This is a genomic window from Parafrankia soli (assembly GCF_001854695.1).
GTDB classification, from domain to species: domain Bacteria; phylum Actinomycetota; class Actinomycetes; order Frankiales; family Frankiaceae; genus Parafrankia; species Parafrankia soli.
Genome location: NZ_MAXA01000016.1, coordinates 1 through 13132 on the forward strand (window position 1 = coordinate 1; position 13132 = coordinate 13132).

The window sequence follows — 13132 nt, forward strand, 5'->3', positions numbered from 1 at the left end:
GGCGAGATGGGCTTCGACGGCGTTCCGGTCGTCGACGTCCAGACCGCCCAGAACGAAGGCCCCGAGCAGGAACCGGACCTCGTCGTGCTCGGGTGTCATCGACCGACCCCATCTCCTCGAAGGCGTCACGCAGCGCGCGGATCGCATAGTAGGCACGGGACTTGACGGTGCCCTCTGGCAGTGCCAGGCGGACTGCCGCCTCGCGTACCGACCTTCCCTCGTAGTACAGCTCTTGGACGACAGCCCGATGCGCGGGCGAAATACGACCCAGCGCCTCCGCGACCACCCACTCCTCGATGGCCTGGCTCACGTCGTCGACAGCGGGGGCGACCGCCACGACCTCGCCGCCGTCGTCGACGAGTGACGGCCGTCGCYGCTCGGCCCGCCAGGCGTCGGTGATGACGTTTCTGGCGATCGTGAACAGGTACGAGCGAACTCCCTCGGGCCGAAGCGAGTCGCGATTGCGCCAAGCTCGCAACAGCGTCTCCTGCGCGATGTCCTCGGCGCGGTGGCGGTCGTCGACGTGTTTGCCGATGAACGACAACAGCACCCTGTGGTGGTCCCGGTACAGCCGGGCCATCACTTCATCCTCCGCGTCCGACGCCTCGCGGGACACCCTTCTTCGCATGACACCCCTGACTGACGACGACCCTGACGGAGGACGGCTGTCGCTGCCTGTTCCGGGTGTACGACGGCCGACTCAATTCGGTTCAACCGTTCGCCGGAGTTGGCCCTCTCGCGGCCGTCAGCTCGTCTTGAGTGACGCTCGTCACCGTCGACGCCGTTGAACCGGTTCGGGATGCGGGCTCGTAGAACCACGGGACGAATCAGCGCAAGCGCTGCCCCTGGCAGCGGACGCCCCGTCCGCGATGCCGGCAGCCGAATCGGGAGACCGCATGAAGAAGATCGCGATGGTCCTGTCCCTTGGAGTGACAAGCCTCGTCCTCGTGGCCTGCGGCAGCGACGGGGAGTCGGGCGCCGCCGCGGGCAGCGCGACAACCGCGACGACGACGTCGGCTCCGGCGCCATCGCCGACCAGCACCCCCGCCAGCGGCGGCGGCGGGACCACCTCCGGACCGGCCGCCACGCTGGACGTCAGCACCAGCCAGTTCGGCACGATCCTGGTCGACGGCGGTGGTCGGACGCTCTACCTGTTCGAAGCCGACCGGGGCTCCACCTCCGTCTGCTCGCAAGACTGCGCGACGGCATGGCCGCCCTACGTCGTGTCCCAGGTACCGGAAGCCGGTTCCGAGGTCACGGCGAGCGAGATCGACACAATCACCCGAGTGGACGGCACGCTTCAGGTGACCTACCACGGCCATCCGCTGTACTACTTCGCCAAGGACACCACGGCCGGGGCCGTCATGGGGCAGGGAATCGACAAGTTCGGCGGCAAGTGGTTCGTCGTCGGACCTGACGGCAACCCGATCGAAGGCGGCTGACCCACACCGCCGGGCGAAAATTCCGAATACTCCCGCGACGCCGAGTAGTTGTGACACGTCGAGCGCCCCGGACGGCGTCCGGGCGCTCGCAGCCGTCGACTCAATACTAGATCCCGTCTGACAGCCGGCGCGCGAGGTCAGGAACGATCCCGATAACCTAATTGACCTTGACGGCCTATTTACCGCCGTTTCGGAGACAGGCGGATGTTGAACCGGACCGGGACCGGGGTCGTATCAGGAGGCATGAGAGAACACCGCCGCACCGCCCGGGCGCTGCCGCCTCAGGCCGCCGCGCCACTCGGCTCGCCCGAGGGAGCCACCACCATGAAACGGCGTACCTACGCCAGGCGCAACGGGCTGCGTAAGCTGGTCGTCGGCAGCTCCGCGGCGCTGGTACTGGCGATGTCCGCGGGTGTCGCCCAGGCCGCTGAGGAGACCCAGTTCTACAGCAACACAAGTCTCGGCTCTCCGAGCTACCCGACCTACTACGGAGTAGGCGACACCGAGTTCGCCGACGACGTTCCGTTCAGCGGCAGCCATCTGATCAGCTCCTTCACCTTCGGCTACCAGTCGCCGGAGCCGGTGCATGCCACCTTCCGCTTCTATGGCGTGGATTCGGCCACCGGACTGCCGGGCGAGCAGGTGGCCCAGATCGAACGCGATTTCCCCGCCGTGAGCGAGGCCACCCCGACCGTCACGTTGAGCGAGGCGGAGCAGTTCTGGTGGACCGCCGGACCCAACCTGTATCCGGGCGAGTTCAACGGCAGCGTTCCAACTGGGGCCTGGTACAGCATCCAGTTCTCCGTCGCCGATGGAGGGTTTCCGGATGCGCGCTTCCGCCTCGCCAAGGGCACCAGTAGCACTGGGATGCTGAATGTCGAGACGGGTTCCTTCGTCACCCTCACCGACACGAACGGATCCTCGCCGACATCCATGTACCTGCAGGTGCGCGACGTCGGGAGCACCGGCGAAGTACAGCCGGCGTTGATCAATCTGATTGCCTCTCCGGCGACGGTCAAGGCTGGTAACAGCCTCGGCAACACGGCCAAGCTGCTTCCGGTCCTGAGCAGCGACGCGCTGGCGGGCGGAACGACGGTCACTCTCAGCTCCAGCAACCCGAGAGTCGCGAGCGTCCCGTCGCAAACCGTCATTCCGGCCGGGGCCTCCAACGTCACGGTCAATGTCACGACCGCGAGGCGGGTCCGCACCACGGAGACCGTCACCTTCACCGCGACGGCCAACGGCACAAGCGTCAGCACTCAGCTGACGGTCACGCCGTAGCCACCGTACGGCCCCGAGCGGCCATGCCGGGCGAAACCCGGCATGGCCGCCGGGACGTTGACGAGGCCCTCGGTCCTGGTCATGAGGGGGGCGTCGGCGTTGCCGCGGTCGTCGTACCAGCTACCGACCGGGTCGGCGGCGCGGATGCGGGTGATGGTGCCGTTGACGACGTAGACGAAGCCTTTGACCCGGGTCCGGCGGGCCGGGGCAATGGGCCACTCCTGTAAACGATCATTTAACGGACCATGAGTTCCGGACGTCCACGATCCGGGGCGCGCGAAAGCGCATCATCGCGACCCAGAACGGCCGGGTGCCGCCGGCAGCAGCGGCCCGGTGTCCGATCTTCTGTGCCCCTCCTTGCCGATACCTACAGCCAAGTACTTGGCTTAGCTTTCCTCTATGGCACCGATGCATGATCCCCAGCTTCTCAAGGGCGTCCTGTCGTTGCTGGCAGCAACGAGCGTGTACGCCTCGTTGCCTGCGGCCGATGCTTGTGCGGGAACCTCTGACGGCGGATCGGTGTCCGCTGTCAGGAGGTCCTGCGGCCCGCGGGCGGCTGAGGGTGGCTTCCTGGGGGCGTGGCGCGGTATCCCTCGGCGGCCAGAAACGCCCGGGCCCGGCCGAGCGCGCRTTCATCCCGGAAGACGTACCAGCGTCGCAGGTAGCCTTCGGGTGCGTCATCGAGAATGTCCCGGAAACGCCGGAAAGCGCCACGGCCATCGAGGGCATGCCGCAACCGGTCTTTCCACCGGCCGTCGCGCACCGTCTCGGTGAAATCGAGCATGTCACGGTAGCCCTCGCCGCTGTCCGGCCGGTAGGACAGCCACCGGTCCGGGTCGAACTCCTCGTTGTCCTCGTCGAGTTCGGCGGGAACGTCGGCGAACTCGACGACACCCGGTGGCCAAACCACGCCGGTGGACAGGTCGACGACACCGCTGCCCTGGCGGGGGTCACCGTCGAGGAACCCGGCCAGTTCTTCCAGATCCACGGCAACGGGCTGCAACGGCCGTGATCGCGACCCAGGCCGGGCACCGCCCGTCTCTCCCAGCGCAGCCGACAACTCGCCGACGAGGATGTCGTCACCCGGCCAGCAGCGTTCCTGTAGCTCCGCCACGCACCGTCGGGCCTGCGCCGCCAGACCGGGCTCGCCGGCGGCCAGACCGTCCAGCAGCGCCTGCCCGACGTGCTGGAGCACCGTCGAGATCGGCCGGTCGGCGAGCGCCCCGGCCAGGTCCACACCGGCAGCCCGAAGCTGTCGAAGGGCATCGCTGTCCCAGCCGGCATCTGCAACCGCCGGCTCCGGCGCGAGCAACGCCGTCAGATCTTCGTGAACCCGTTGCGGATCGACGGTAAGGATCTCCCAGTCGGCCACACCCGACCGCACCAAGGGATCCTGCCCCGCGACGGTCTCGAGGTCGCCACGCCCACCGACTGCCAGAACAACCTCACCGGCATCGGGCGGGATCTGCCCAGACGCCAGAAACATGCCGTCCGCATAGCACCGGTCCAGATATGCGACATGATCATCCCGTAGGGCAGATGCCCGGCCGACACCCGCCCGGTAGCGCAAGATCAGAACGTGGAACACACTCCCATCGTGCACCCCACCCGGCACCCGGGACCCACCCGACCGCACCCGCGACCGCCACGAACAGCGACCACCATCCCGATCCAACGCCGCGATCGGGGACGCCTACGGGGGGTGGCATGAGCGGCGGGAAGATATCAACATCGGCCACGMTCCGGCGGAGCCATACGTGGTCCGCCAGCTTCTGGATGGTGGTCGGCGAGACACCGCGCCTGGCGCGGTCTCAGCGGCGGGTGAACAGCTCCCGCGAAGCCTCTCCGTCTCGATTCGTCATGTCCGGTATACAGGAAAGTGCTGTACCCGGGCATCCGATGCCGGTCGTGCGCGGAATCTCGACGGTGCTACGCCCCCGGCGAGGAAGGTATGGCGTATCCCAGCTTCCGCAGGGCTGCGCGGAAATCGGCCTCGTGCTGCAAGGGTACAGCGATGTGACGATCGCCTACCAGGGTGCAGAGTCGGCGGAGTTTGCGGTCGTTAGCGATGAGGGCGGCCACCGCCGGGTCGACACATTCGATCACTCGCGCCAACCCGAGATCCCGTAGTTRGCCGGCGCGGGCGGTGACGTCCTCGAAGAGCTTGGCAACGGTGGCCGGTAGCTCGTGGTCCGCGCGGTCGGTCAGGAACCGCCGCAGCTCCTCGACTGGTCTACCCGCGTCGATCGCGGCCATCAACGACTTGATGGTCAGAGACCAGATGCGATCGGAGGTGCGCTGCCCGTAAACGCTCAGGAGGAGTTCGTCGGCCGGTTGGACCTCACCGGTGATGACGATGTCCAGGTTCGGCAGGATCTTGAGCGCTGGACCGGCTGCGGTGCTGTCCCCCCCGGGCTCGTACCGGTCAGCCAGGCCGAACGCATAGGCGCCGAGGGCGTTCATCCGAACGGCACGCAAACCGTCGTACCGGCTGAGGAAGTCCAGGTCGTCAGCGCCCCAGTTCTCGCGGAAATCATCACGGGCGTCAACTGGATCGCCGTAGGTGAGATCAAAGAGGCCAAGCGCGCCCGCGTACTCGAACAGCAGACACAGCAGATACCGGCCCTCCAGCAGCGGCCAGTCGTGGAACCCGTCATATCCCAGGCTGCCGTACTGCGGATCTTCGATGTACAGCTTCCAGACGTCACGTGCGACGGTGAACGGCGGTCCTCCACGCCGTATCCGGGTGAAAAGCATGTCCACCGCCACCCACTCGCCTGGCGGGCAGGCCGCGAGCGCCTCGGCAACGGCCTTGCGCCGGGGACCTGCCGCGGTCAGCGCCCGGGCGGACCGCTGACCCTTGATCGTCTCGATCCGGCTCATCTCGTCGAGGACCGCATGGCCGACCCAGCGCCTCCACAGCTGCCGGATGGTCTCCGCCGCCGGTTTGGCCAGCACCGACCGGCCCCGCGCTGTCAGCACCAGACGTCCCCCGCTAACCTCTGCCAGCCCACCGGCCTGCAGCAACAGCGGCCAGGCGAACGCCGCGATCGGCTCGGTGAGATAGAAATCGCCGCGGAGCAACACTCCGGCAACCGCCGTGACGGTGGCTGCACCCGGCCGCTGCGTCTTCTCACTGCACCGCAGCCTGCCGGTCGCACACAGCTGCAGGACTGCGAGCGCGTTGGCTTGGGCCTCCCACGCCGTCAAGCGAACGGTCAGCCCGTCCGCCCCGGATGACCCGTCTGTTGCTCCGTCCACATCCTGCGCCACGGCCATGCCCACTGACCCTACGACCCACCCTCGCCACAGGTGAGGTCGCGCCTACTTTCAGATCCCACATCAGCGGAAGTGTCGCCGCCCACCGGCAGCGCCGGTATCGGCGTGGCGGAGTCCGGCGAGCCGGCCGGATCGGTGGATCTCATGCGGCCGGGTCGAGACGCTCGCCCCCCACTCCCCGCCTATGACCCCATAGGTTTCCGGCGACGGTGAACGACCGGCATGCGGCAGACGAGCGCGTGTCGGCGTACGGACGGGCGAGGTGGTCGTCACGCTCTGCTGGCGACGAGGTAGCCGAAGGCGGGTGGCGGGCCGACCGTGCGTTCCAGGGTTTCGATGACCTTGCGAGGATTGTCATATGGGCCTGACTGGTAGAACGGCTTGCCGCCTCTGCCGAAGGTGATGGCTGGGGGCCCTTCCCATGCGCCGAGCTGGCCGGCGGCCTGGGCGAAGTCGGCGTGGGGTTCGAAACCGAGGCTTCGGGCGTATCCCACGGCGCCGAGGACAATGTCCGCGGCGAGGTCGATCGGCGCGTCCTGCCATCCAGCGGGGTAGGCGGCGTAGTACTCGGGCAGGAACTGGGCCAGCTCGACGTCGGTCTTGATGTCAGGGCCGAAGGCGTTCTTCACGCCCAGGCAATAGACGTCCACCAGGTACCCGCACACCGACGCCCTGTCCCAGCGATGCTTGCGGGCCACCAGCACGCTCACCAGGCCGCCGGTGCTCTCCTCATCGTCCTCGGGGGAGAGCGCCTCGGCGGCCCAGCCACGCGACGGGTCGACCGCCACACCCCGACTCCAGCCAACACTGACCCAACAGCCGATGACCGGCGGTAGCCCGGCTGTCGCCCGGGCCTGCGCTGCCGCGGCCCGCACGAGGGGGGCGACCCGCGAGGGCGCAACACCCAAGGCACGAGCTATCTGCTTCGGCGACTTCCCCTCGCCGCGTAGCCGGGACACCTGATCGCGTAGCTCTGCATCGTCCACGATCAAGGAATCATAGCGGCGCAACTCGTACCCCAGGCCATCTACCTGCCATCACGACTACCTCGGCCGGCGGGCGAACGACCACGGCGCGACCGGAACGAGCGTTTCGAGCCGATCAGGACTCCTTATCGCAGTTCACTGGCTGTGCTCGGTCGAGGCTGACTCAGCCCGGCAGTAAGGGCACGGTCGGGCCGACAGGACGGTCCGCCCGTGCCCCGACGTACGGGGGAAGACTGGCCGCATGGAGTTGCTGATCGCCCGCAACCCGGATCCGGATTCCCGGCTGCCGTACCTGCTGCGTCTCCCACTGGCGGACGGGTTGGTGTTCAGTGCCGCCGGGACCTGGCCTCGGACCACAGCGCTGTACTGCCACCCGCTGTCAGACGCCGACTGGCCGGAAGCCGCGGAGATCGTCGAGCGGGTGCCGTTGCGGTCCTGTGTCCGTCGTGGCGCGGCCATCGATCTGATCGCCGACCGGAGCCGGGAGAACCGCTCCCAACTGGTGTTCACCACCGCGCGGGGGCGCGACGCGGTGTTCTGGCAGTCCCCGAGGACCCGCAGGCAGGCCCGGCCGAAGGTCCGCACCCCCACCGCCCGCGCCGGCGGCGTCACCGAACTGGAGATCGTGGTCGACTCCCACGAGAAGTACCCGTACCGGTTCGCCACCCAGCAGGTCCGCACGGTGCGCCGCGCCCTGCCCGCGGGCGACTACGGCCTGATCATCGACGGGCGGCTGGCCGCCGCGGTGGAACGCAAGTCGCTGTCGGATCTGGTCACCAGCCTCACCACCGGCAGGCTGCGCTACGCCCTGGCGGACCTCGCCGCCCTGCCGAGGGCCGCCGTCGTTGTCGAGGACCGCTACTCCCAGCTGTTCGCCCTCGACAGGGTGCGGCCCGCCCTGGTCGCCGACGGCCTTGCCGAACTGCAGGTCCGCTGGCCAGGCGTGCCGATCGTGTTCTGCGAGACCCGCTCCCTGGCGGAGGAATGGACCTACCGCTACCTCGCCGCCACCCACCTCTGGGCCGCCGCCGAACAGGCGGCACTCACTCGCATCGGTCCGCTCGGAGGCGACCTCGACCACGCACCTGCGGCCCCTGAACCGACCACCGCCCAGGTCCGTGCCTGGGCCCGCGCGCACGGCATCACCGTCCCCGACCGAGGACGGCTACGACCCGATGTCTGGGACGCCTGGCGCGCTGCCCACTGACCGCGGCCGACCCTCATCAACACATGCGTTCGCATCTCGGCGACGGAACCACGACCACGGGGGCCGGGCGTAGGCGACCCGGGTTGAGGGGTCGTCCGGTGAGCGCGTCCGCGGTGGTGGGCAGCGGTAGGCCGGCGCCAGCGAGCGGGTAGCTGGAGGGTGGAGGGTGGAGGGTGGAGGGGCTTAAGAACATCGCCGCAGCGCTCGGAGGGCGAGTTCGACATAGTGCTCGATGTCCGCGGTGTCCGGATGTGGGAGGAGTTGGAGTATCCGCACGAGGCCGAGGAACTGATAGGCGATGTCGGTGGCCGTGATGTCGTCGGCGAGGGTGTGGTCGGTTCGGGAGCGTTCGACGGCGTGGTGTCCGACGCCGGTCAGGTGGGCGAGGCACCGCTGCAGGTCGGCGCCTGAGGGTTCGGCGTTCGCGAGCAGGTCGACCGCCGCCCGGTTGCGGACCAGAGGCATCAGCGCCGTGGTGAAGAACGCCCGGAGGGCGTCGATCGCGGGCTGATCCGGCGGGAGGCCGGACGTCGCGAGGCCGGCCAGATCGGTACCGGTGACCTCGTGCACCAGGTCCTGGCGTGTCGGGAAGTGCCGGTAGAGCGTTCCGACACCCACTCCCGCTTCCTTGGCGATGGCGCGCATGTCGACGTTCAGGCCGCACTCCCGCAACATCGTCGTGGCCGCCTCGACGATACGGGCCCGGTTGGCGACCACGTCGCGCCGCGGGCCCTGCGTGCGCTCCACGACGACAAGCCTAGCGGCCCGCCCCGCCGATCGGAACGCATGTTCCGATGTGCTATCTTCCCCAAAACGGAACGTATGTTCCGAAGTGGTGGGAGTGGCGATGAAAACGGTCGTGATCACTGGAGGAACCGACGGGATGGGGGCTGCACTCGCGCGTCACTACCTGCGGGAGGGCAACCAGGTCGTCGTGGTGGGCCGCAGCCGAGCCAAGTTCGAGGCGCTGCTCGCCTCGTTGGCCGCTGAYGGCGTGGCCGCGACCGGTCGCGCGTCGTTCCTCGCGGCTGATCTTTCGCTCGTCGCCGAGAGTGAACGGGTGGTCGAGCAGATACGGGCGTCCCACGAGCGCATCGACGTACTCGTGCTGGCCGCGTCGTTCATCCGCCAGAAGCGCCACGAAACCGCGGAGGGGCACGAAGCATCGTGGGTGCTCTTCTTCGTCTCCAAGTACATCCTGCTCACCGGGCTGGCGTCACTGCTCGCGGACAGTGATCGTCCGACGGTCGTGAACACGTCGGTGCCGGGCGCGAAAGCCGGGGCGATCGATTTCGATGATCTCGAATCCGCGCAGCGCTTCAGCTTCGTCCGATCCAATGCCCAGCAGCGGCGGGCCAACGAGCTGCTCGGCATTCTCGTGACCAGTGACAACCCGGCGCTCGCCTATATCACGTGGGGACCCAGGCGGCTGGTCAGGACCAGCCTCGCCGGCGACGTCGGACGAGCAATGAAAATCGCCTCCGTCCTTCTGGGGGCCGTCGCCGGGCAACGGCCAGACGACGCCATAGCGCCGATCATCACATTCGTCGCCGACCCGCCCGCTGGCCGCGCCGCCTACCGCGGCGCCACACAGGTCGCCCTTGTCCAAGGCCCGCACGATACCGACGATGCTCGCCGGCTCGCGGCCGAGACCACTGCCCTCGTCACCGGCCGCTGAGCGGTCTTTACGGGTCGAGTGCGGCCGGTCGGCGGCAGGGCTGACGGCGTACCGGCCGTACAGTTGACGATCAGTGCCGGGTCTTTCACTGTCGGTCGTGCGTAGTGTGCCGCCTACAAACCCCCAGCCGACTCCTTCACCTGCGTTCCGCGTAATTCGGTCTGCCTAGAGTGGCGATCATGGCTGTGACCTGGGTGGACATGCCGATGTGCCGCTGCGGGCCGTTTCTCTAGGCTCCAGCGGGTTTCGGGGCGGGTCCGGTCGGGGTTCCGGCGCGCTGAGCCCGGTGGATCGTGTGCGGTGGGGTGATGTGCAGGGCCGCGAACAGGTCGCGGGCGGGCTTGGTCAGTTCGGTGACCTGCTGGAAGGTGCCGGCGGGGCCGGTGAAGGTGCCGATGTGGATGCGGTCGAGTTCGCGGCGCATCCGGGTCCAGGTCATGCCGGTGGCGTTCTCGGCAACGCGGACGAGCAGGAGAGCAAGCCAGCAGAGCAGGACGTGGGCGCGGATCCGTTCTTCGAGCCGGTGGTAGACGGGTCGCAGTTGAAGGACGGTCTTCATGTCGCGCCAGCTGCGCTCGACCTCGAGCAGCTGCTTGTAGCCCAGGGCGATGTCCTGCGCGCTCATCGTGGGGTCGGCGCAGCGCAGCAGGTACTTGCCGTCGAGGTTCTCCTCGGCCTTCGTTCTGGTCTTGTCGGTGCGCAGCAGCCCGCCGGGGGTGACGCGCAGGAACCGGTTCAGGCCCGGCATCGTCGAGATCTTCCCGCGCAGCTCGGCTCGTTTCACCGGGGTGAGCATGTCGCTGCCGGCGATGAGATCTTCGAGCTGGTGGATCAGCTCGGCGCGGGTCGCCGCGTCGCGCGCCGCGGCGTCGGGATTGAAGCAGACTACGAACCGGTCGGCGGTCGCCTCAGCGGAGCCGGACCGTAGCTTCTCGCCGATGATGTAGGCGCCGGCGCCCTGCTGGAGGAACCTGCGGTTCTGCGTCGAGGTGAAGCCGCCCTCGGCGACCCAGATGACCCGGCCCAGGTTCCAGTCGCGCATGTCGGTCTTGACCTGCCGGATCAGCGCGGAGTCGGCGGTGTTCCCGGGCCAGCACCAGACCCGCACCGGGCTCGCCTCGCGGGTGACGGCGAGGCCGATGACGATCTGGGGCAGGTCGTCGCGGCTATCCTTGGACTTGCCGTGGACCCGGAACCCGCCTTCCTTGTCCGAGTCGGCGCTCTGCTCGTCGGTGGCGGCTCGCCGCGCCAGTCGCGCGGCACGTCGCCGTCGGGGTCCTCGGTCTCGAAGTAGGTGGAGGTCGTGTCGAAGAACAGCAGGTCGACCTGGAGGTTGAGCAGGTCCGCGACCTGGAAGTAGACCTGCTTCTCCAGCTCGCCGCGGACCTGGTGCAGCCAGTCCATCGCCCGGTAGCAGGCATCGTCGGACACCTCGCCGAGCCCGTCGATGTGCACGTCGTGGCTCATCCACTCCGCGGCGGCCAGCTTCGAGGCCGGGGCGAGTGCCCGGTTGGCCACCAGGGCGAACAGCACCCGCTCCGTCGCGGCAGCGCTCCTGGGCCGCCGTGATCGCGGCGTTGGTGAACGAGATGAGCGCGACGCCACGTCGGGGGTCGAGGCCAGGCCGCAGAATGAACCGCTCCACGATGCTCTGGGTCTTGCCTGCTCCTGGGCAGGCCCTCACGACCTGGCTGCCCGGTGTCTCGATCAGCAAGCGCTGGGCCGGGCTCGGGTTGAAGCGCAGCCCGGTGGAGGCGTCCGACATCAGGAGACCTTGATCACTTYGGTGATCGCCTGGGCGAGGTACTCCGGGCAGGCGAAGTCTGGGCCGATGAGGGTGGCCAGGTCATGGGCGAACTCACCCTTACTGATCAGTTCCTTGTCGGCGTACGACGCAAGGTAGAGGGCCTTGGCCTGATCGCCCCCCTCGACGCTCTTCTGCCGCTTCTCCTCGGAACGGGGGGTGGTCGGGTGGCCCGGGGGAATCGCACCCCCGGGCTCCCGCAGATCCCGGCGTGACACTCTCGCGTCACCGGGCTCTTCTCGCCCTTCTCACCAGAAACCGTGAATCCACCGCCAGTGCGCGAACAGCGTGGGGTACTGCAAGGTGATTCTCTTCCACGCCTTGTGCGCTTTGGTGAATGTCTTCAGTCGCCGATACTTCTTCCGTATCCACCGCAACAGATAGGCGCTGATGCGGTAGAGGAGCGGATACAGCTCGGTCTTGTAGAAAGCACCATAGTACTGCATCCAGCCCCGGATGACAGGATTGACCGCACGGGCGATCCCGTCCATCGTGTGACCGGTGAGCGTATGAAGCCGCCAGGACTTCACTTTCCTGCTCATCTTCTTGATGGCGTCCTTGCTGGTCGCCGGGGCGAACCCGGTGAACACGTTCCCGTTCCGGGCCCGCACCCCCTCGCGCCCGGAAGGTGAAGCCGAGGAAGGTGAATTTCGTGTGCTCATGCGAGCCACGTCTCTTCCCGTCCTTGCAGTACACGATCCGGGTTTTCTCCGGGTGCAGGCTGACGCCGACCTGTTCCATCCTCTTCCGCAGCCTGTCCAGCACGAACCGGGCCTGGGCCAAGGACTTACAGTGCACGACCGCGTCATCGGCGTAGCGCTCGAAAGGGCAGGCCGGGAACTCCCGGACCATCCACAGGTCGAACGCGTAGTGCATGAACAGGTTAGCGAGTACGGGACTGACCGCGGATCCCTGTGGGGTTCCGCGGTCGCGTTCCGCCAGCGTTCCGTCGGGCATCCTGACGGGAGCGGCAAGCCACCGCTTCACGTAGAGGATCACCCAGGACAAGGCGGTATTGGCCTCGACGGCCGCGATGATACCTGTACTCCGCACGTTCGTGCGGTGTCCTGAACGTGTGACTCTTTGATCTTGTGGTGTGTTGATCGCCCTGGTGTGTAGGGCTTCCGGTCTGGGACGGTTCGTCGTGTGCTGGCTGCCGCGGATCTGCTCTACGGGCCCCCGAGCGTGGAGAAGTTCCTGGGCCCGCTGCCGGTGGTCCGTGACCTGCTGGCACGCCTCGACCTGGTCGGCATCATCGACCGGCTCTGCCCGATCCAGGAGAAGAAGGCCCGCTACACCCACGGCCAGGTCATAGCCGCGCTGGTCGCCAACCGGCTGTCCTCCCCGACGCCGCTGGTCCGGGTCCAGCGCTGGGCCGAGAAGTGGGCGGTCGCGGAGATCTTCGGGATCGAGCCGGACGCGCTCAACGACGACCGGTGCGGCCGGGCCCTGGAG

General features: G+C 67.9%; 14 protein-coding genes and 1 pseudogene. 5 read left to right on the forward strand and 10 right to left on the reverse strand.

Annotated features, from left to right (window positions below):
* Window positions 1-580, reverse strand: a 580-nt coding sequence (locus BBK14_RS34520) for a sigma-70 family RNA polymerase sigma factor (protein ID WP_198541162.1), incomplete at its 3' end; no start/stop codon positions are given.
* 316 nt (window positions 581-896) lie between these two features.
* On the opposite strand from BBK14_RS34520, the gene BBK14_RS03805 reads away from it, so the two are divergent.
* Together BBK14_RS03805 and BBK14_RS03810 are read left to right on the forward strand one after the other, a co-directional pair.
* A complete protein-coding gene (locus BBK14_RS03805) occupies window positions 897-1442 on the forward strand; it encodes a COG4315 family predicted lipoprotein (RefSeq protein WP_071059838.1) in 546 nt (181 codons plus the stop codon).
* A gap of 324 nt (window positions 1443-1766) precedes the next feature.
* Window positions 1767-2723: a hypothetical protein gene (locus BBK14_RS03810; RefSeq protein WP_131802151.1), complete on the forward strand. Its 957-nt coding sequence runs from the start codon at window positions 1767-1769 to the stop codon at window positions 2721-2723.
* A 529-nt stretch (window positions 2724-3252) separates the two neighbouring features.
* On the opposite strand, the gene BBK14_RS03815 is transcribed toward BBK14_RS03810, so the two are convergent.
* The 3 genes from BBK14_RS03815 to BBK14_RS03825 all read right to left on the reverse strand — a co-directional run bounded on the left by BBK14_RS03815 (window position 3253) and on the right by BBK14_RS03825 (window position 6790).
* A complete protein-coding gene (locus BBK14_RS03815) occupies window positions 3253-4359 on the reverse strand; it encodes a YciI family protein (RefSeq protein ID WP_338045418.1) in 1107 nt (368 codons plus the stop codon).
* Window positions 4360-4652: 293 nt separating this feature from the next.
* Entirely contained in the window at window positions 4653-5810 is a 1158-nt protein-coding gene (locus tag BBK14_RS03820; protein ID WP_241831100.1) for a helicase-associated domain-containing protein, read from the reverse strand.
* A 461-nt stretch (window positions 5811-6271) separates the two neighbouring features.
* The gene (locus BBK14_RS03825; protein WP_241831101.1) at window positions 6272-6790 is read right to left on the reverse strand and encodes a helix-turn-helix domain-containing protein; all 519 of its coding nucleotides are present in this window, start codon (window positions 6788-6790) and stop codon (window positions 6272-6274) included.
* 439 nt (window positions 6791-7229) lie between these two features.
* Here BBK14_RS03825 and BBK14_RS03830 point away from each other — a divergent pair, with 439 nt between their 5' ends.
* Entirely contained in the window at window positions 7230-8195 is a 966-nt protein-coding gene (locus BBK14_RS03830; RefSeq protein ID WP_071059841.1) for an ERCC4 domain-containing protein, read from the forward strand.
* Between the two features lie 183 nt (window positions 8196-8378).
* Here BBK14_RS03830 and BBK14_RS03835 read toward each other — a convergent pair whose 3' ends face one another.
* Entirely contained in the window at window positions 8379-8942 is a 564-nt protein-coding gene (locus BBK14_RS03835) for a TetR/AcrR family transcriptional regulator (RefSeq protein WP_071059842.1), read from the reverse strand.
* A gap of 100 nt (window positions 8943-9042) precedes the next feature.
* Between BBK14_RS03835 and BBK14_RS03840 the strand changes: the two genes are divergently transcribed.
* Window positions 9043-9873 (forward strand): SDR family NAD(P)-dependent oxidoreductase, encoded by an 831-nt coding sequence (locus tag BBK14_RS03840; RefSeq protein ID WP_071059850.1) that lies wholly within the window; start codon window positions 9043-9045, stop codon window positions 9871-9873.
* Window positions 9874-10102: 229 nt separating this feature from the next.
* Here the strand turns inward: BBK14_RS03840 and BBK14_RS38030 are convergent, their stop codons facing one another.
* From BBK14_RS38030 to BBK14_RS39505, 5 genes and pseudogenes are all read right to left on the reverse strand, one after another.
* Window positions 10103-10981: an IS1634 family transposase gene (locus BBK14_RS38030; RefSeq protein WP_071059843.1), complete on the reverse strand. Its 879-nt coding sequence runs from the start codon at window positions 10979-10981 to the stop codon at window positions 10103-10105.
* Window positions 10936-11406: a hypothetical protein gene (locus BBK14_RS42680; RefSeq protein WP_071059844.1), complete on the reverse strand. Its 471-nt coding sequence runs from the start codon at window positions 11404-11406 to the stop codon at window positions 10936-10938. Before BBK14_RS42680 ends, BBK14_RS38030 begins: the two co-directional genes overlap by 46 nt.
* A gap of 231 nt (window positions 11407-11637) precedes the next feature.
* Complete coding sequence (locus tag BBK14_RS03855) at window positions 11638-11895, reverse strand: hypothetical protein (protein WP_071059845.1); 258 nt, start codon at window positions 11893-11895, stop codon at window positions 11638-11640.
* Window positions 11896-11925: 30 nt separating this feature from the next.
* Entirely contained in the window at window positions 11926-12339 is a 414-nt protein-coding gene (locus tag BBK14_RS41570; RefSeq protein ID WP_338045419.1) for a group II intron maturase-specific domain-containing protein, read from the reverse strand.
* Window positions 12326-12634 (reverse strand): annotated as a pseudogene (locus BBK14_RS39505) (reverse transcriptase domain-containing protein); the annotation flags it as partial. The pseudogene BBK14_RS39505 and the gene BBK14_RS41570, both read right to left, overlap by 14 nt.
* Window positions 12635-12823: 189 nt before the next feature.
* On the opposite strand from BBK14_RS39505, the gene BBK14_RS03865 reads away from it, so the two are divergent.
* The coding region (locus BBK14_RS03865; RefSeq protein ID WP_071059847.1) for a DUF4277 domain-containing protein at window positions 12824-13132 on the forward strand (309 nt) is incomplete at its 3' end.